General features: G+C 55.2%; 12 protein-coding genes. All 12 read right to left on the bottom strand.

What is annotated here, in order from left to right; translation table 11 throughout:
• Window positions 1-130: 130 nt before the first annotated feature.
• Window positions 131-1,777 (bottom strand): S-layer homology domain-containing protein, encoded by a 1,647-nt coding sequence (locus DQG13_RS29615; protein WP_113023803.1) that lies wholly within the window; start codon window positions 1,775-1,777, stop codon window positions 131-133.
• 69 nt (window positions 1,778-1,846) lie between these two features.
• Window positions 1,847-2,902: a hypothetical protein gene (locus DQG13_RS29610; RefSeq protein WP_146767235.1), complete on the bottom strand. Its 1,056-nt coding sequence runs from the start codon at window positions 2,900-2,902 to the stop codon at window positions 1,847-1,849.
• 66 nt (window positions 2,903-2,968) lie between these two features.
• On the bottom strand, window positions 2,969-5,863 hold the full coding sequence (locus tag DQG13_RS29605; protein ID WP_113023801.1) for a CBM96 family carbohydrate-binding protein: 2,895 nt from the start codon (window positions 5,861-5,863) through the stop codon (window positions 2,969-2,971).
• 423 nt (window positions 5,864-6,286) lie between these two features.
• Window positions 6,287-7,009 (bottom strand): RNA polymerase sporulation sigma factor SigE, encoded by a 723-nt coding sequence (gene sigE, locus DQG13_RS29600; RefSeq protein ID WP_113023800.1) that lies wholly within the window; start codon window positions 7,007-7,009, stop codon window positions 6,287-6,289.
• 25 nt (window positions 7,010-7,034) lie between these two features.
• Complete coding sequence (spoIIGA, locus tag DQG13_RS29595; protein WP_113023799.1) at window positions 7,035-7,934, bottom strand: sigma-E processing peptidase SpoIIGA; 900 nt, start codon at window positions 7,932-7,934, stop codon at window positions 7,035-7,037.
• Window positions 7,935-8,110: 176 nt separating this feature from the next.
• On the bottom strand, window positions 8,111-9,832 hold the full coding sequence (locus DQG13_RS29590) for a methyl-accepting chemotaxis protein (protein ID WP_181593089.1): 1,722 nt from the start codon (window positions 9,830-9,832) through the stop codon (window positions 8,111-8,113).
• Between the two features lie 197 nt (window positions 9,833-10,029).
• Window positions 10,030-12,105 (bottom strand): methyl-accepting chemotaxis protein, encoded by a 2,076-nt coding sequence (locus DQG13_RS29585; RefSeq protein ID WP_113023797.1) that lies wholly within the window; start codon window positions 12,103-12,105, stop codon window positions 10,030-10,032.
• 188 nt (window positions 12,106-12,293) lie between these two features.
• Window positions 12,294-13,424 (bottom strand): cell division protein FtsZ, encoded by a 1,131-nt coding sequence (gene ftsZ, locus DQG13_RS29580; RefSeq protein WP_113023796.1) that lies wholly within the window; start codon window positions 13,422-13,424, stop codon window positions 12,294-12,296.
• Window positions 13,425-13,478: 54 nt separating this feature from the next.
• On the bottom strand, window positions 13,479-14,720 hold the full coding sequence (gene ftsA, locus DQG13_RS29575; RefSeq protein WP_113023795.1) for a cell division protein FtsA: 1,242 nt from the start codon (window positions 14,718-14,720) through the stop codon (window positions 13,479-13,481).
• 294 nt (window positions 14,721-15,014) lie between these two features.
• Window positions 15,015-15,926, bottom strand: coding sequence for a cell division protein FtsQ/DivIB (locus DQG13_RS29570; protein WP_181593088.1), 912 nt, complete (start codon window positions 15,924-15,926; stop codon window positions 15,015-15,017).
• A 203-nt stretch (window positions 15,927-16,129) separates the two neighbouring features.
• Window positions 16,130-17,488 (bottom strand): UDP-N-acetylglucosamine 1-carboxyvinyltransferase, encoded by a 1,359-nt coding sequence (murA, locus tag DQG13_RS29565; RefSeq protein ID WP_113023793.1) that lies wholly within the window; start codon window positions 17,486-17,488, stop codon window positions 16,130-16,132.
• Window positions 17,489-17,737: 249 nt separating this feature from the next.
• On the bottom strand, window positions 17,738-18,643 hold the full coding sequence (murB, locus tag DQG13_RS29560; RefSeq protein ID WP_113023792.1) for a UDP-N-acetylmuramate dehydrogenase: 906 nt from the start codon (window positions 18,641-18,643) through the stop codon (window positions 17,738-17,740).
• Window positions 18,644-19,114: the final 471 nt, after the last annotated feature.

Here is a 19,114-nt window from a genome sequence, read left to right as displayed (position 1 = left end):
AAGATGGACTACTCATAGCTTTAAGCTTTTTAGAACCCCCAGTCGAACTGGGGGTTTTCGTATACAACAAAAACGGCACCCTTCTCAAGAAGGGTGCCGGGGTAAGCCTATGAACAATTCCGCGCGTACATCAATGGGGCAGCAGCACTCTGTACATCAGTACAGCCGCCTGCACGCGGGTAAGTGGCTGCTTGGGGTGAAGTGCCCCATCGTAGCCCTCGATGATGCCCGCCTGAGCCAGCGCGCTGATGCTTTGCCGTGCATATTCAGCAAAGTCCGCTTGATCCGCGAAGCCCTCCGGCGGCGCCGCGGCCCCTCCAAGCGCAATGCCCTTGGCATCAAGGGCGCGGCTGAACAGCACCATTGCGTCCTCCCGTGTGATCCCATCCTGGGGATGGAAGGCGTTGCCGCCACCCTGGGCGATGCCCAACTGGCGTGCTGTATTTACCGCCTCTGCATAATAGGCATCCGCTGCCACATCGGCAAACGGCTTGTCCGCAGCTTCGCCCAAGCCCTCAAGCTCCAGGGCGCGAGCCAGGATAAGCATGAAGTCGCCTCTCTTAATGGGCTGCTGCGGACTGAATGCTTCCTCAGCCGTTCCTTGCAGCACCTCCCGGGCAGCCATGGCCTCCACAGCCTGCCGCGCCCACTCCGCCTCTGCCAGATCGCCGAAGGTCTTCTCCGCATAAGCCGGAGCATATGTGCCGGAATGGGAGGCTTTGAAGACGAGCTTACCGGCAGCCGGATCGTATCGGCCGTTGGGGACCACTTTCGTAAGCCCCTGGGAGTCCACATACCACACCACAATTTTATCCGGATTGAGCAGTTCCGCCGCCGTCAGCGCATAATCAATCATGACAGTAACCGGCGCCTTCGGATTATTCCATGCAACGGGTTGGCCATCAACAATCAAGTCCAGCTCCAGCACTGGATGATGGCCGATGGCGCTTTGTACGCCAACCGGCAGCTTGGACGGGTCCCCCCGGCTGATACGAATCCCGATACTCTCCTCGCCGGATGCAGCATTTGCCAGCATGCCCCCGGGAATGAGCAGCGTGCCGATATCCGTGCGGATTTCAAAGGATGCCTTGGCGTCTTGATCATTCAGTACAGCCGTCGGCAGCTGCAACACATACGAGCCGGCTCCGGCCGTCTCAGGGGCGATGATCACCACCCCCTCCTCAGCCGGGCCATTGGGTTGAACCGGCAGCCTCGGCTGTTCCGTCGCCTCCGGCTGTTCATTCCCGGAGGAGCCGGGTTCCTCCGGCGTACCTCCTTCCGAGCCGGCAAAGCTCAGGGTGATTCGATCCCCTTCATCCCAGCTCAGAATGCTCTGACTGTCTTGGTTCATAAACTGAACCTTTACCAATTCAATCACCGCATTGCCCGCTTCCTTGACCTTGAACTTCAGCTTGACCAGCTCATGGCTGCCTGATAGAGCCGGCACATAACCGAAATTGGCCGATACGACCGAGAAGCCTCCCGAAGCCTTCTTCGTTTCGAAGGAGAAAGCGCCGTCAAGCGTCTCCATCCCCACATATTCCAAATTCTCCTCTGAGTATTGCAGCGCCGCCTCGAAGGAAATCAAGGAGATTAAACCGCTGCCGGTTAAGATTATAATGACATCGTCGTCCTTGCTGACCTCAAATTTGTCAGCGGATAAAGAAAAGGCTGCTTCCGCTTCGGCCTTCGCCGTACCGGCGGGTCCAAGGGCACATGTCAAAGCGAGCATAGCCATAAGGAGGCAGATGGAGATCTCAAGCAGTTTGGCTTTCATAACGGGTTCCGCCTTTCTGTTGGATCAAACAGGCGAAGGGGAGGTTCGCCCCTCCCCCTCGTCATTTCATTATTTAGCCAAGGCTCCCAATGTTTCATCCAGCGCCTTGGCTTCAATACGGACATTTGCCTCTTGCTCCAGCTGCTTCAGCAGATTTTGCAGCCGCTCTTGCACATAGTGCTGAATAACCCCGTCTTTAACCGACGAAAAGGGCTGGTAGCCAAGATTGTTTATGCCTCCGACCCGGATAAACCCAATCTCCTGCTCCAATTGGAAAATCGGACTGAGCTCACCGGCCTTATACTGCAATGCTGTCTCCTCCAGCTTGGCGCTGCGCGAATCTTCCTTGGACGCGCTGCGGCTGCCAAGAAGCTGCGAGCGATAGACAAGCGGGTTCTGCAAGCGTCTATTTTCATCCTCGACGATGACCCGCAGCGACTCTCCCCCGGCGGCGCGCGCCATTGCCTGCTCCAATACTTCCATGGCCCCCTGCAGGTCTCCAGGTGATTCGCAAAACACCTCCTCCGTTTCCAGCTCATACCCCAGATGGTAGAATGTATCCTTTATTTTCTCGTAATAGGATTGCAGCTGCTCCTCCGGCGCCCGGAGCTTTTCCTCCCACAGCACTTGCTGCAGCTTTTCCTCCATCGCGCCTTGCAAATAGCTTGCATATTCCCGCTCGCCGAAGCGGACGGGACCGTAGACCGCCTCTCCCTGCCGGACAGCCTTGGCTCTGCGCTCATTTTCATCCTTCAGCGCTTTCTGAAAGGCCCGGTAGCCAATATCCTCGATTATGCCGTAGCTCCTCGCCTGTATTTGTTCCACTTTGGCGCTTACAATCTTGGAAATGGTCCGCTCCTTCAATTCCGCCAGGGGAGTTCGCCCGTTATAAGCCGTCGTCCAAAAGTCGCCGCTTGCCTCGGCTTCATACTTTTGGTGAAATTCAGCCGCGACCTGGGCGATTGTATCCTGCATATAAAGGGTAAATTCCTGCCGGGTCACCGGCTCGTCATTGACATACAGAACAACCTCGTCCGTATTCCGGCCATGGGCATACAGCCCGCTGGCGCCCACGGCCAGCAGCAGTAAAACCAGGCCGCCGGCAATTGCCCTTCTGATCGCCAAGCTCCCGCTTCCTGCAACCCGGCCCTTCATTCCCATGCTGCTCACCTCGAAATTCTGAAAAATCGATTATTCCAAAATTTGTTTTGCCACGATTGTCAGATCGGCAAGATTGATTTCACCGTTTTGATCCACATCGGCTTGCTTGGCCAGCTCCCAATCCGGGCTCTCCGAGGCTGTGCCGTAGTACACAGCCACCAGCGCCAAATCGCCAACCGTCACTTTGCCGTCCTGATTGATATCTCCCCGGAACGGGGCAGTAATTTGAATCTTGAAGACAGATGGGACCGCGCTGAGCTCCGTTCCATCCTCCCGCCCCAGCAGTGCGCTTCGAACCGAAATCTCCCCTTCAGCCCCCTGCTGCACCGCTTTGGCTTTAAATACCAGCCTGATAATCTCCTTGTCCCCGGTGACCGCGTGTCCCGTTCCTTGGCTCGCTATGAGCAAATGCAGCTTGCCAGCTGGCTCGCTAACCAATTGCGCGATAGTTAATCCGTCCCGTGCCGGAGCTGCAGATACAAACTCCATCACATCGGCATCGTAGTCAAGGATAATGTCCTGGGCATAGATTTGTTCCACACCATGCAGATTCAGAGTTACGGCAAACTCCGAACCCGCAGCTGCGGACTCGGCTCCCGCCAACGATGTGGAAGCCGCCTCGACAGCTTCCTGCTCCAGGATCACAAGCTGGGGCTTATTGCCGCTTTCGCTGGAAGCGAAATTGACATTGGACCCGCTGCTTACGGCCTCTTCATTAACGAGCAGGAACGAAACCTGTCCGTCGACTTTGTGGGTCTGCATATAATCGGTTATATCTACCGTGAACCAGCTTTTTGCCTCGCTGCTTGGAATGTCCATCTTCCCAAGAAACGTCAGCTTCCCCGGCGCATTGTTCCATGTAAGGGTTGATTCCGACCAGTTGGCAGCGGTTGCATAGACGGACACCGATCTCATGGCATCGCCGTTTGCCGTTTCCACATACAACCGCAGCTTGGCGGATTCGATCTCTTTGACCTGCGTGGAACCGAAATCGAACTTTACATAAGCTTTTCTTTTATAGCCGGCCGCATCATTTTTGACGTACAAGAGTGTTTCATTGCCATAATTGGCAGCAGCGTAAGAACCGTCCCGCACAAAGGCATCATCCGAGGGGATGAATACAGCCGATGGCTCCTGTACGGTAACCTCAGCCTTCGCCGAAACTAACGGGTCCTGCACGCTTGCTGCCGTGATTATTGCTTTCCCTGCCGCCACCGCCTTCACTTGGCCGCTTTGTGTGACCTGTGCAATCTGCTCGTCGCTTGAGCTCCAGACCACTTCTTTATCGTAAACCTCATCGGGCAGCACAGTCGCCGAAAGTGTTCCCGAATCACCGGTCAGAAGCACCAGGCTTGTTTTATCCAATGTGACCGCAGCAACCGCAATCAGCTCCGGCTCAGGCCCCGGGTCATTATTAAATTCATGGGCCCCAATGTCTGGAGCTCCGTTATACAGCGTGTTGCCAAAAAAGTCCTGGCCCCCGTTATTCGCTATCACCTTGCCTGCGTCAATCAAGGGTGAATTACTGCGCAGCTTGTACACATCCGTATTGGCAAGCCCTGTTACCTCCACCCACGGATTGGCCAGCTGCGGATTGGCGGTAATGACACCGGGATGCTCGGCTGGACCGTTGACGGCAAGAATGGAGGCCGGATAAACGCTGTTATTGGCGAACTCCCCTTTAACCGGGTAGTTGGCAAACTGCACAGTTTGTCCGCCATAGATCAGGTTGTTATAAAACTTCATCGTGGCACTGGCGCTCCACGAATTAAAAATTTTCGTGCGGCTTGAGGTTCCCGTAATAATGGTATTGTTATAAATTTCAGGGGTATCCGCTTCTGTTGACGGTCCATAAAAAAAGATTTCCGTATCCGGACCGTCATTGACGCTGATATTGTAACGGAAAACACTATTGGTTGAACCATTCATAAACAGCGCGAAGCCGCCTCTGTTGTTGTGGCTGTAATTATATTGGAACGTGGTATTCTGGCATTGGAGGTCAATATCGAATGCCTCTCCGTCGTTGTAGCCGTATTTGCCTCCAAACGCTTCATTATATTGAAATAGGGTATTGTTGGAGGCATAAACCCAAATGCCGGCATAGTTGCGGTTGCCCACATCCGTGTTAACAAAATTTTTCACCACGTTGCGCTCTACAATCCCGCCGGACTTCATCGCCGCAAGTACAATCCCGTCTCCCAGCACCTCTTCAACGTAATTGTTTCTAAACACAACATCGGTGCTGGCTTTATTGGTGCCGTTTGCATTGCGAATCCCTTCGATGGCTACATTTTTGACATAGTTGCCCTCTGCCAGCACATCGTGAAATTCGCCGTCAAACATAATGCCGCCTGTTACTTTCTTGCCGTCCGGATCACTGTTGACATCATGCACGTACGTATTTCGCACGTAAATATGCCTGGTCTCACCGCTGCTTTTGACCAATATGCCGGCGCGGCTTGATGTGACTGTGTTATTGAAATTCGTTACCTCGATGTTGTTGATTTCCCAATAGGATTGATTAACAAGCATAACGGCACCGGACACCGTAGCCTGTCCTTCATCATCTGTAGATGCTGTTCCATTCCCGTTAATAATCGGTTTGCCGCCTGTACCGTACACATCGATTACAATAGGATTGCCTTCCGTGCCTGATCCCAGGGGCCGCAGTTGGCCGTTCCATATACTGTCCGTCTTCAAGAGCAGCTTGTCCCCCGGCTGAAATTCAACAGTATTCAGCTTCTCCAAGGACCTCCAGGCCGTCTCTTCGGTTTGGCCATCATTTGCATCATCCCCTGACATGGAATCGGCATAATAGGTGATGCCCGTTTCATCTGCTGCATGAACGGTTTGTACTTCCATAATGCCCATATTCAAAGCAAGCACAAGAGTCATGCACAGCAACAGCGAAATAATCTTCTTCAAAATCGGATGACCTCCTCAAAAATTGATTTTGCAAGCGTATACACATTTAAATGCTATCCCTCTGCCAGCGCGCCGGATACAGCCTGGGCTCCTGGCAAGCATCCCTCCCTTCCCGCCGGTCAGCATGTTTTGGCCTTGTAGTCGCCGGGCGTCGTCATGCCAAACACGGACTGCCGGCTTGTTCGATTGCGTCAAAATTATTGTACAACCGTTTTCAGGAAATTTTGTTGTGGATTCTTCCGTTCCTCATGGGTTTTCTTCACCATTTGCCATATACCGGAACATCCTGCCGCCGTTATCCGCACACCGCCTCTTTACTCCGTGGGCTCTCCATGCTTCTCTCCAGCAAAAAAACCGGCCGGGCTGGCGCTTTCGCATCAGCCCGGCCGGTTTTGCGTTGACCCGCTTTGACCGGTTCCTTCCTTACACCATCTTATTGAATTCCTTGCGCAGCCGCTTGATGATCCGCTTCTCCAGCCGGGAGATATAGGATTGGGAGATGCCCAGCATGTCGGCCACATCCTTCTGGGTTTTCTCCTCCCCGTCCGTCAGCCCGAAGCGCAGCTCCATAATGGTCCGCTCCCGCTCCGTCAGCTTGTCGAGGGCCTTGTGCAGCAGCTTCCGGTCCACCTGCTCCTCAATATTGCGGTAGATGGTATCATTCTCCGTGCCCAGCACATCGGACAGGAGCAGCTCGTTGCCGTCCCAATCGATGTTCAGGGGCTCGTCGAAGGAAACCTCCGAGCGGATTTTGCTGTTGCGCCGCAGATACATGAGAATCTCATTCTCGATGCACCGGGAAGCGTAGGTAGCCAGCTTGATCTTCTTTTCCGGGTCAAAGGTGTTCACCGCCTTGATCAGGCCGATGGCGCCGATGGACACCAAATCCTCGATATTGATCCCGGTATTCTCAAACTTTCGGGCTATGTAAACCACCAGCCGGAGATTCCGCTCGATAAGCATGGCCCGGACAGCGGCGTCTCCCGTTGAAAGACGGGACAGGAGAAACTCCTCCTCCTCCCGGGTCAAGGGCGGCGGCAGGGCTTCGCTTCCTCCGATGTAATAGATTTCGTCGCTTTTTTTGCCCAGCAGTATAAGAAATTTGTAGTAGTACAGTTGCAGCATCAGCCGCCATTTCACCTGCATGTATCGTACCTCCTGTTGATACTAATTAGTCCGACAGCAGCATAGGATGGATTATGGCCTGGTAAGAGCCGTCCGCACTCAATTGGCCCCCGTCAAAGCCGATCAGCACCTTCCGGGCTTCCCATTCGCGCCCCCCATACTGCAGCTGCACCTTGTCCGGCCGGATGGCCAGCATAAACTGGGTGGAACGGTTCACTCCCCGGTAAGGCACAATGCGGAGACGGTCCTGCCATACAAACTCCTCTTCTCCCATCGCCGCCACAATGGACTCGGCATCCTGGGTCTGCATCCGCTTCAGCCATTCCTTGGGCAATACATCCTTCCATAACCTTGCTTCGGCGATCATCACCGGGGTTTTGGTCAAGGGATCGTACAGCTGGTTGCCGGTATCCACAAGTCCTATGCAGGACAGCCGATGGCCTTTGATTTCCACCTCCACCGAAGCCATCTGCCTGGCCGTCGCCTCCTGTTTTTTGGACCCGCGGAACACCCGCATATACAGCCAGATCAGGAACACAAAGCATAGTCCGATAAAACCGTACCCTGCCGTCCACTCATACACTCCGGTAAATACCGATTCCAGCACATCCTTCGGCGGCAGAAAAAAATAATAAAGTCCATAGATTCCTCCGGCGGTTACAAAGGCTGTTACATAAAAAGCAGCCAGGTTCCGCGCCAGCGCCTGCCATCCCTGGTACCCGAAGGAAATCAGCACCATCAGTGCCGAAACCAGAAATTTGATCCCGAATGCCAGCATAAACGACCATTGGGGGAACAGCAGAAGCACCACATACAGAGAGCCGAAGGCGGCGGCAGCGGCAATGCGCCAGAGCTTGACCCTGCATTTTCTTGTCCACGCTGTTGCCAGGAGCAAGACGCCATCCGTCAAAAAATTGACCAGAAAAATCAGGTCCGCATAAATCACGCCGACGCTCCACGCTCCTTCCTTACCTTCGCTTCACCGTGGAACCGCAAAACGGGACAAGCCGGACGGGATACCATGGACAATAAGCTTGAACTTAAGTATAAGCCCTTCATTGCTCATTGTCTGTCTAACCCTGCTGCCCAAGCCGCTGTTTTTTTGTCGAACCTTCATGTCTCCTAGACGTTGAAGCGTTCCACCAGAGCGTCAAGCTGAACCGCCATGCGGATCAGCTCCTCCGAGGACTGCCTTGTATTCGCCACCATAACGGACTGCTCCCGGGAAGCCGAGGCGATGCCGTCGATCAGGCCGGAGGCCAGCTGCGACATGCGGGCCACCTCCTCCACAGAAGCCGTAACCTCCTCGGCTGCAGCCGCAATCTGCTGGGAAACGGCGGACACCTCCTGCACCTCCGAAGCCACCTTATCCACCTGGCTCAAAATATGGTGGAATTGGCCCCCTACCGCATTGATCTCCTCCAGCCCCTTGCGCACCTCTGCATATTCCTTCTCCGCAGCCTGAACGGCGCGGCCTGTATCGATCTGAATATTCCGGATCAGCTCCGTGATGGCGGCCGTCGAGGCTTCCGATTGAACCGACAGCTTGCGCACCTGGTCGGCCACAACGGCAAAGCCCCTGCCTGCCTCACCCGCCCGGGCCGCTTCAATAGCGGCGTTCAGCGCCAGCAGATTGGTTTGGGCGGCGATATCCCGAATGGTGCCTGCAATCTGCTCCACCTCCCGGGAGCGTTCCTCCAGCCGGCGGATATCCGCCGCCGCCGCTTGGGAGAAGCGTCCAATGATCTCCATCTGATCAACGGCCAGATGAACGGAAGCGTCCCCATCTCTCACCGCCGAAGCGGCCGCTTGGGAGGCTTCCGCAACAACGGAAGCGGATTCCGCCACCCGGTTCACTCCCGCCCCCACTTCTCCCATAGCCCGGGCAGTCTCGCGGGAGGCATTCCACTGCCCCTGCGCGTGCACGGACGCGTCTCCCGCGTCTTGCGTAATCTGCTGGCCCACCTTTTCCGTATGGCCCATATTGTCAACCAGCATTCCGGCGGACTGGTGCAGAAGCTCGGTGCTGGTTTTGATGGCGGAGATCATCCGGCGCAGGTCCTTGACCATTTGGCTGAAGCCGGCGGCCAAACGGGCCACCTCATCCTTGCCCCTGACCGTCATCTCCACCGTCAGGTCTCCGTTTTGGACCCGCTGCATCTCGGCGGTCATCCGTCTGAGGGGAATGAAGATCACCCGGGCAAAGGCGTATATCACCGCAAACGACAGCAGAATCATGCTGCCCGTAACCCAGATGATCCGGCTGCGGTTCTCGTCAAGCAGCCTGTATACCTCGCTTGCATCAAAATCGGCGCCCAGTATGCCGAGCATTTCCTGATTGGCGTCCAGGATAGGCACATACGCGGAAATGGTAGCGCCGTAAGAATCCGCTTGCACCAGTTCTCCGATAAGGAGCTCTTTATTCTCGAATATAACCGAAAATTCCGGGAACTGCTCCTCTTCCACCTGACCCAGAGGGGAGAAATCCTCTCCCTCGGCATCTGCCGGAGCCCCGTCAACCACATAATAATATTCCGTTGCCCCGTCCTTGCTCCGGGCCGCCATGGTGTACAGATACTTCAGCCCGTTCTCCTCCCGGATTGTATTCAATTTGGCGCGAAGCTCATGGTAGTATGGCGTTTCGCCTTTTTCCGGGGTGATGTCTTTATACTTCGTCACGTCAATCTGCTTCAGCGCCGCCTCCGCCACTGTTCTGGCCTGCTGGCCGAGAGAGTCGGTCACAAGCCTCTTGGAGGAGGTATACGTCACATAGCTGAGAATCAGGCCGGCAAACAAAATAAACGCAGAAAAATAGAGCGCAATGCGCAGATGCAAGCTTTTCAATGAAACTTCCCCCTTTTCCTGATCACGCATATAACGTACAATATAAGGACTATGGGCTTAATTATATAAGCTTAAAGACCTATGTGTAAATTACATTTAGTGAAAATTTTGTATAAGTTTTGTGCAAGTTTTTCATAAAAAAGGAAAAGCCCTGATTCATTGGAATCAGAGCTTTGCGTTAGAGCCTCTATTGCCGCTCAGCCAACCTTGAACCTGGCCAGGAGAAGCTGCAGCCTATCGGCCATTTGGGCCAAATCCGCAGACGAGGACGCCACCTGCTCCATGTAAGCCAGCTGTTCCTGGGACGCTGCCGCAACCGTCTGGGTATGGCCCGCGGCTCCTATGGCGATTTGGGCCAGCTGATCCATCGTGGAGGTGATTTCTTCCGTACCGGCCATAAGCTCTTCGGAGGAGGCGGAGATTTCATGGCTTTGGGCGGCAATGCTCCCGAGGCCTTGTTGGATCTCCTCAAAAATCCGCCCGGCCTCCGCCGCCAGCTCTGCGCTTTCCTTTACTTTGGCGTTGTTATGGGACATGACCTCCGCTGCATTTGCATTTCCTTCTTGTATTTTGGCAATCAGGCTGCTGATGGTCCTGGCCGCATCCGTCGACCGTTCAGCCAGCTTTTTGACTTCATTGGCGACAACGGCAAAGCCTTTGCCGTGCTCCCCCGCCCGGGCAGCTTCAATGGCCGCGTTCAGCGACAGCAGATTGGTCTGATTGCTGATTTCGGCAATGAAATCGACGATTTGGACAACCTCGCCGGAATGCCGGCCCAGGGAATCAATAAGCTCCATGGTTTGGGCGGAGTCTTCCTCAAGAGCCTTGAGGCAGGCCGCCGCTTCCCTCATCTGCCCGCTGCCGTATTTCGCCTGGGTGGAGATGGCCTCCGCCGCCCGGGATGAAACAAGAGAGCCGTCTACAATACGCTGTACTCCCGCAGCCATCTCCTCCATCGCCTTTGCCGTTTCCCGGGTGCTGGCCAATTGCGATTCGGAGCCGGAGGCAACCTCCTGGATGGACAGCACGACACTTTCGGTAACCCGGCTGCATTCCTCGGCGCTGGTGGTCAGCTGCTCGGAGGCCGCCGCCACCTGAAGGGAGCTTTCGCTGATTTTTCCCACCAGCTCCCTGATGTTCAGCGTCATCCGGTTAAGATGCCCGGCCATGGCGGCAAACTCATCTTTTCCCGAAATGGCAATTTCCCTGGTGAAATCCCCTTCCGACAAAGCCTTGGACAGCAGGTTCACCCGTTCCAGATTGCGGGTAATGGCCAGGCTGAAGAGATATACGGACAAGGCGGCCACAGCTATGCCGGCAATTCCGATAAGGGAAGTCCAGACCAGCAACGTGCGGAGGGGACTGAACAATTCGCTCTCGGGAACGGTCAGAGCAAGCACCCATCCGGTCTCGGCCAGCTTCTGGTGATAGAGGCGGTAGCGTTCTCCATCTTCTTTGTAGACAGTCATCCCGCTGTCTTTTCCCAGAAGCTCCGCAGCGGACCCGGCCAAACCGGAGTTGGTTTCCTGGACAAGATTCAGCTTCATGATTTTATCCTTATCCGGTCCGGCCAGGTAATTGCCCTCGCTGTCGTACAGTGTGGCCCATCCGGACGCGCCCACCGCAGCCTCATCAATTTGCCGCTGCACCGTCTGCAAATTAAGGTCGCCGGTGACAATGCCCAACAGTGTGCGGTCTTCGGCAAAAAACGGATAGCTGAAGGTCACCATAGTTATATCCGTACCCGGGTCGTAGTAGGGAGAGGTGATCCCTTTTTGCTGCATTCCGATTTTGTACCAATCTTGCTCGGGATAATTATAGGACGGATCGCTGTATTGCTCCGTTGCGGCAAGCTCCTGGCCGTTGCGGTAAATGTATGTAGAGAAAAACTGCTTGTCTGCCGAATACCGGTACGGCTCAAAATAAATGCCCATTCCAAACGAATCCGGATTGGAGGCCACCGCACTGGTCAATATGGCCTGATATTGCTTCAGCGAATAGGCGGAAGCCTGCCCTTCCACAGTCCGGGCGACAATTTCCGGCGTCCTGCCGTGCAGCCCCAGGTTAGAGGAGATTCGGCCGGAAATCTCGCTCAGCTGCAGATCCATCTGCTGTCCAATCTGGTCCTGAATAACCTGCTTGGAATAAAAGTAAGAAAATCCGGCCAGCAGCGCTAACGTAGCGGCAAATGCGGGAAGCAGTGTGACCAAGGTTTTCATTCGGACTGTCTGGAACTGAAATAGTCTCATTCTTCTCAGAACCCGGTTTACCATGTTCCATCTCTCTCCCTTTTGATGAGTCTCCAATTCCATCCATAATGCTGAAAGAAAGTCCTTTTTCATATTTTAGCTGGAATATGTAAAATTTCATCGATTTTTGTCTAAAAAATATATTAATTTTCGACATAGCGCACAAAAAAAACCTTTGCCTGCACAAGGCAAAGGGTTGGGGAAATATGCGCTTATTCCCGGTTATTCCGCGGACGGTTCCGCAAAAAGGTGGGGATATCCAGCTGATCCCCTGCCGGCTGGTTGCCGAAGGGGCGGATGCCCGCTGTGCGGGTTTCCGGCTGGCTGGGCTCCGCATGGCTGGGAGCGGAAGCGGAAGGACGCCGCTGCTGCGGCACAGCGCTGGGGGCCTTGTGCTCGAAGCCGGTGGCAATCACCGTTACCTTGATTTCATCCTTCAGGCTTTCATCGATAATGGCGCCGAAGATCACATTCACCTCGGGGTCCGCTGCGGCGCTGACGATCTCCGCCGCTTCGTTGACCTCGTAGAGGCTCATATTGATGCCGCCGGTAATGTTCATGATAACGCCGCGGGCGCCCTCGATGGAGGTTTCCAGAAGCGGGCTTTGGATAGCCTTGCGGGCTGCATCCGCCGCTCTGTTCTCTCCCGAACCCACGCCAATGCCCATCAGCGCGGAGCCGCGCTCGGACATAATGGTCTTCACGTCGGCGAAGTCCAGGTTGATCAGGCCGGGCACCATAATCAGGTCGGAAATGCCTTGAACGCCTTGCAGAAGCACATTGTCCGCTACGCGGAATGCTTCCATCATCGGCGTTTTCTTGTCGATAATCTCCAGCAACCGGTCGTTGGGGATTACGATCAGCGTATCCACCTTTTCCTTCAGGGCGGCAATGCCTTGCTCCGCCTGCATGGCCCGCTTGCGGCCCTCAAAGGTAAACGGGCGGGTAACCACGCCCACCGTCAATGCGCCGCATTCCTTGGCGATCTCGGCAATGACGGGAGCCGCTCCCGTGCCTGTGCCGCCGCCCATACCGGCCGTAACGAACACCAGATCCGCACCCTTCAGCTGCTGGATCAGAAGCTCGCGGGATTCCTCGGCAGCCTTCTTGCCAACCTCAGGATTGGCTCCTGCTCCCAGGCCGCGGGTCAGCTTCTCGCCGATTTTCAGCTTAATCTCGGATCTCGCCATATTCAATGCTTGCGCATCGGTATTCACCGTAATGAATTCAACGCTTTGAATGCCCGATTCAATCATCCGGTTGACCGCGTTGCTGCCGCCGCCGCCAACTCCAATTACTTTGATCGTGGCAAGCTGTTCGTTGTCAATATCAAATTCCAGCATGCGTATTAGTTCCCCCTCACTGATCCTCATTCAGATTCGTAGCAGTGCAACCCGCTATATTAATTCGCTTAGGAAATTTTTCACCCTTTCGAAAAACCCAGGCTTGTCCGACGCGGCTGGCGAGGAGGCTTTGACGGCGGCCTTGCGGTGATTCCCGGAAGGGCGCGTCTTGGCGTTCTTCGCCACAAAATTGATGATGCCTACCCCGCTGGTGTAAGAAGGGTCGCGGACACCGATGAATTCCGGCGAGGCAATCCTGACGGAAGTATCCAGTTCCCGCTTGGCAACGGACAGGATGCCCGGCAGATTCACCGTTCCGCCGGTCAGCACATAACCGCCGGCCGCATTGCCATAACCTAAACGATGAACTTCAGCACGGATCAGCTGGAAGATTTCTTCAATTCGGGGTTCAATGATGCTGGCCAGATCCACCTGGGAAAATTCCTTGTCCAGATTGCTTCCGATGCGCGGCACCTTGAATACCTGATCGGCGGCGGCATCGTCCAGAGATGCGCAGCCGTACTTCAGCTTCATTTTCTCGGCATGCTCGGTTTGCGTATGCAGACCGATGGAAATATCGTTGGTGACAAAATCGCCTCCAACGGGAATGGTGGAGGTAGCGGCCATATTTCCGTCCATAAAGACGGATATTGTAGTGGCGCCCGCTCCCACGTCTACCAGAACGGTGCCAAGGGACTTCTCGTCCTTGGAGAGGGTCAGAAAACCGCTGGCCAGGGACATCAAGGTCAGCCCGGCAATGCGCAGGCCGGACTTCTCCACGACGCGCCTCAAATTATGTACGGCAGTTTTGGTTCCGGTAATGATGGTGGCTTCCACCTCAAGGCGAACGCCGATCATGCCCCGGGGGTCCTGTATACCCTCAAGCCCGTCCACCAGGAACTGCTTGGGCACAATGCCGATAATCTCCCGTTCGGGTGGCAGCGCAATGACTCTTGCCGCTTGCAGAACACGTTCGATATCCTCATCGCCGATCTCCCGGTCTTCATTGGAGACGGCCACAACTCCATGGCTGGACTGAAGCGCAATATGGTTGCCGGAAATCCCCACGAATACGTCCGAAATCTGAATGCCCACCATGCGCTCGGCATGGTCCACTGCATTCCTGATGGATTCTACCGTCTTGTCGATGTCGACAATGGCACCCTTCCGGATTCCCTCGGATTCGCTTGATCCCACTCCAATTATATTAATGGCACCGTTTATTACTTCGCCAATAATAACACGCACTTTGGATGTACCGATGTCCAGACTCACAATGACGTCATTGTTGCTCAACCGATGGCACCTCCTGTTCTTTCGTCTTAACGCTCCATTTTGGAAAATGGAGGCTTGGGCCGGATGCTTCTGTATGTATTCAACAGGAGCCCCGGATTCCCTCTTTTTTCAACATTTTTTTTGATGGAAATATCTACCCTGGAATAACCTGGTTCTGGCTAAGCCGGACAGGTTTCAAGAGTCTATGAAGCTATTAAATTCCATAATTTTAATTTTAACATTATTTCCAGGCAATGAGTAGTCCTAATTACCGATTCGCAAGCCCTATATCGCGATCATTTTATCCTTGCCGCATCAGCTGCCCTGGCCTCCATTGGATTTATTGCTGGGCGTAGGGGTTGGCTTGGGGGTTTCCTTGGCCGGACTGTTGGCCTGTCCTTTGGTTGGGGTGGATTTGGGCGCATTCGGGGTTTTGGTTGGGCTTGTCTTGGCTGCTTTGTCCCCGGAGGCGGCCTCCCCTTCAAAAGGAGCGTGGCGGATCTGCTCCAGCATGGTAATCACGCCGGAATCCTTGCCCCGTTCCTTCAGCTCATTGGTCAGAAAACCGAGATATTGGATGTTGCCGGGCAGATATTCGATGGTGGTCAGCACCTCGTAGCGGGACCGGGTGTAGATTTTGATGCGGTCCTCATAGGCCGTGCTGGGATCGGGCCTGATCTCGGAGATGTCCGACAGATATTGCTGCGGAACCTGGGACAAAGCCTCGCACAGCTTGGCCTTCAGCGGATTGTCCGCCGTCCAGCCGGAGAGAATGGGCATGTCCAGGGGGACATTGGCCGCCTGCCCGGCGACGGGCAAAGCGCTTCCGTCGGCAAGCAGCACCTCCTTGGTGCCATCCTCCGCCAATTGGAACGCCACCCTGCGGTATTCCTTCACATGAAGCTTCAGCACACCCGGGAAGCTTTTCGCAACCTCCGCCGATTCGATAAACGGATGCTTTTGGACATTAACCTGAACGGTGCTTGTCCCCATCGTAAAAAAGTTATCGCCGATTCTGGCCCCGGAAGCGGCGATAATCTCTTCCGCCGAAACCAGCTCATTGCCCTCCACCTGAATTTGCGAAATTTTGCTGATGGAGGATTGAAAGAAGAGAATCAGGAATAAAGTGATAAAAAAAACAATGACCAGCCGGCGCAGTTTACCGCTCCCCCGCTTCTCCTTGGGACCGGCAGGCTTCATGGCGGGTACGGCGTTTCCCTTGGACAATCCAACACCTTCTTTTTCCCGGGCGGGCAGAATGAAGCATGGCCGGGACGCCATGCGCAACGCATATCCCGCACCCTCCGCGTGTTCATGCGGATGTTCCCCCAAAAGTACCCTGACTTCGCTTGCGAAGCATCACTTCACTTTTGGGGGATGGGGTGGCGGCGGCTGATGCGGGGTTATGCCATTAAAACTGGAAGCATTCCTTACGCCTCGGATACCAGCTTCCCGGCTGCAGGGCTGCCGGTATTCCACGCCGACGGCGAAACGGAAGCGTCGGTTCTGGTAATGCAGGCTCCGAGACGGGCCAGCATTTCTTCTATTCTATCATATCCCCGGTCAATATGATGAATTTGTTCCACTACCGTAATGCCGCGCGCAGCCAGCCCTGCAATGACCAGAGCAGCTCCGGCCCGCAGGTCTGTAGCTTCCACAGTGGCACCGTACAGGCGGGGAACGCCGCGGATATAGGCATTGGCCTGATCAATCCGGATGTCTGCCCCCATGCGGGCCAGCTCATCCACATGCTTGAATCTGCCTTCAAAAATCGTTTCTTTGATAATACTCATTCCGTCTGCGAGAGATAGAAGGACCATCACCTGGGACTGGAGGTCCGTAGGGAAAGCGGGATGGGGGGACGTGACAATCCGCTCCACCGCCTTGGGCCTTCCATNGGACGTGACAATCCGCTCCACCGCCTTGGGCCTTCCATGGCAGCATACATGTATTATATCACCATCAATGGAAATTTGAACACCGGCGCGGCGGAGTGCGTGGATAGCGGAAGTGAGGTGGGAGGAGTTGGTGTTTTCGAGTGTAATGCTGCCCCGGGTGACAGCGGCTGCGATCATGAGTGTGCCGGTTACGATTCGGTCCGGTATGACGGAATAAGTGACGGGTACCAGCCTCGGAACCCCTTTGATGGTAATGGTGTCGGTGCCCGCTCCGTAGATATTGGCCCCCATGGCGTTGAGAAAATTTTGCAGGTCCTGGATTTCCGGTTCCCTTGCCGCATTATGAATGGTGGTCAGGCCGTCTGCCTGTGCTGCGGCCATCATAATATTCTCGGTAGCCCCGACACTGGGAAAATCAAGGAAGATATCATTGCCGATAAGTTGACTGGCGGTGCAAACGATCCGGTTGCCGGTTTCCTCCACCTTGGCGCCCAACGCTTCCAGCCCCAGAAGGTGAAGATTGATCTTGCGCTCCCCGATGGCACAGCCGCCGGGCTGATACACCCGAACCTCGCCAAATCTGGCCAAGAGAGGCCCCATCAGGAAGATGGACGATCTCATCTGCCCCATCAGCTCTTCGGGAATGTGGGAGGAATGCATCAGCGCCGTATTGATGGTGACCGTGCCGTTTGCCAATTCCGCCTTGCACCCGAGGGACCTTAATATATCCAGCATAACATGGATATCCAGCAAATCCGGCACGTTTTGGATACGGTGCACCCCTTTGGCCATAACCGATGCCGCCAGAATCGGCAGCGCCGCATTTTTGGCGCCCTGGATGCGAACCGTTCCCGTTAGTGGTCTGCCGCCTTCGATGACCAGCTTCTCCAAAGTTCCACCTCCGTAAAAGTTTTCCGTGAGAAGAAACAGCCGCCCCGTCATGTTCCGACGGAGTAGCATTTCTTTTAACTGGCCGGAAGCCGACGTAACCGAATTGCGGACACGCGCTGTCCAGCCAGTGAAGGAAAACCCGCGACTACGAACCCGCGAGGCTTTTTGAGCCGCCGCCTGCGCCTGCATAAGGAGGATGCATTGCGATGCGTGATTGCCCGCCTGTTGCCAACAGCCGGAAGGGAAGGCTTACCATTCCCCGATCTTGCGGACCTCGGGCACCAGCTTCACACCGGCAGAGGCCTGCACAGTGGTCTGGATCAGCTCCATCAGCTCCGCTACATCCCGGGCTGTGGCGCCGCCGGTATTCACGATGAAGTTGGCATGCATCGGGGATACCTCCGCCCCTCCGACGCGCTTCCCCTTCAACCCGGCTTCTTCAATGAGTTTGGCCGCAAAATTCCCCGGCGGATTGCGGAAGGTGCTCCCGGCGCAGGGCAGCTGCAGCGGTTGGGTCCGTCTCCGGCGGTCCTTGTAAGCGGCCATCGCCCCGGCAATCTCCTTCCGGTCCCCCTGCTGCATCCGGAACACCGCTTCAGTCACAATGCCCGTTTCCTCATGAAGAATCGAATGGCGGTACGCATACTGCAACTCCTCCGGCGACATCCGCTTCCATTCTCCCGTTCCCAGAAGAACCTCCGCCTCTACAAGAATCTTCGACATATCCGAGCCGTGGGCCCCGGCGTTCATAAACACCGCGCCGCCCACCGTACCCGGAATGCCGCCGGCGAATTCCAGACCTGTCAGCCCTTCTTTGCCAACCAGCACAGACAGCTTGATTAGAGAGAAGGCAGCGCCGGCATAGACGGTTTCCCCTTCAAACCGGACCTCTTCAAAAGCCCGGCCCAAGCGGACCACCGCCCCCCGAAAGCCCTTGTCGGACACCAGCAGATTGGAGCCTCTTCCCAGCAGAAACCAGGGAATCCCCCTGCTGTTCAGATGCGCGATGGTGTGCGCCAGCTTCTCCTTGGAGGAAGGCGTCACCAGCACATCCGCAGGCCCTCCGATCTTCCAGGTGGTGTAGGGAGCAAGCGGCTCCCCGGATAAAACCTCTCCCGCTTCAAGAGCCAGCAATTCACGAGCCAACTCATGCATCGTCAAGCAACCTCCTTCACAGAACATCCGGGCCTGCGGGCAGCTCGCGGTCCTCGCGCGTTTGCCGCTTCAAGTTCCTGCCAGCCCGCCTTTCGCCGGGTGTCTGTCACGGTTATAGTGTAGTTTATGTAAAAGGCCCGAGAGTGTGACAAATGCCCATCCGCTGATCGACGCATTGGAATGGGCAAGTCCACCTGCCATTTCCCCTCGAGGTATTCAAATTTCTGAATACATTGCTTTTGCTTGCCGTACCTCTGGTACGCCTGCACAAAAGTGCCTTGCATGGAACGAAAATGCGGCAAAATCGGCTGCCTTCGGAGTTCAAAGACACCCCCTAAGCATATCTGTTTGTATTCGGTTTTTCGCATACATTTGGGGCGAAAACTCCGTTGGGCGCTTTTGTGTATGATTTTTCGTTACTACTTAGGTCATAGCAAAACAGGAGTGCCGGAAAAGGCAAGAGACAAGGAA

The sequence above is a fragment of the Paenibacillus sp. YN15 genome (genome assembly GCF_003285005.1).
In the GTDB taxonomy this organism is placed as follows: domain Bacteria; phylum Bacillota; class Bacilli; order Paenibacillales; family NBRC-103111; genus Paenibacillus_AR.
Note: the sequence above shows the minus strand (reverse complement) of the source record. Positions and strands in the feature narration are given on the sequence as shown.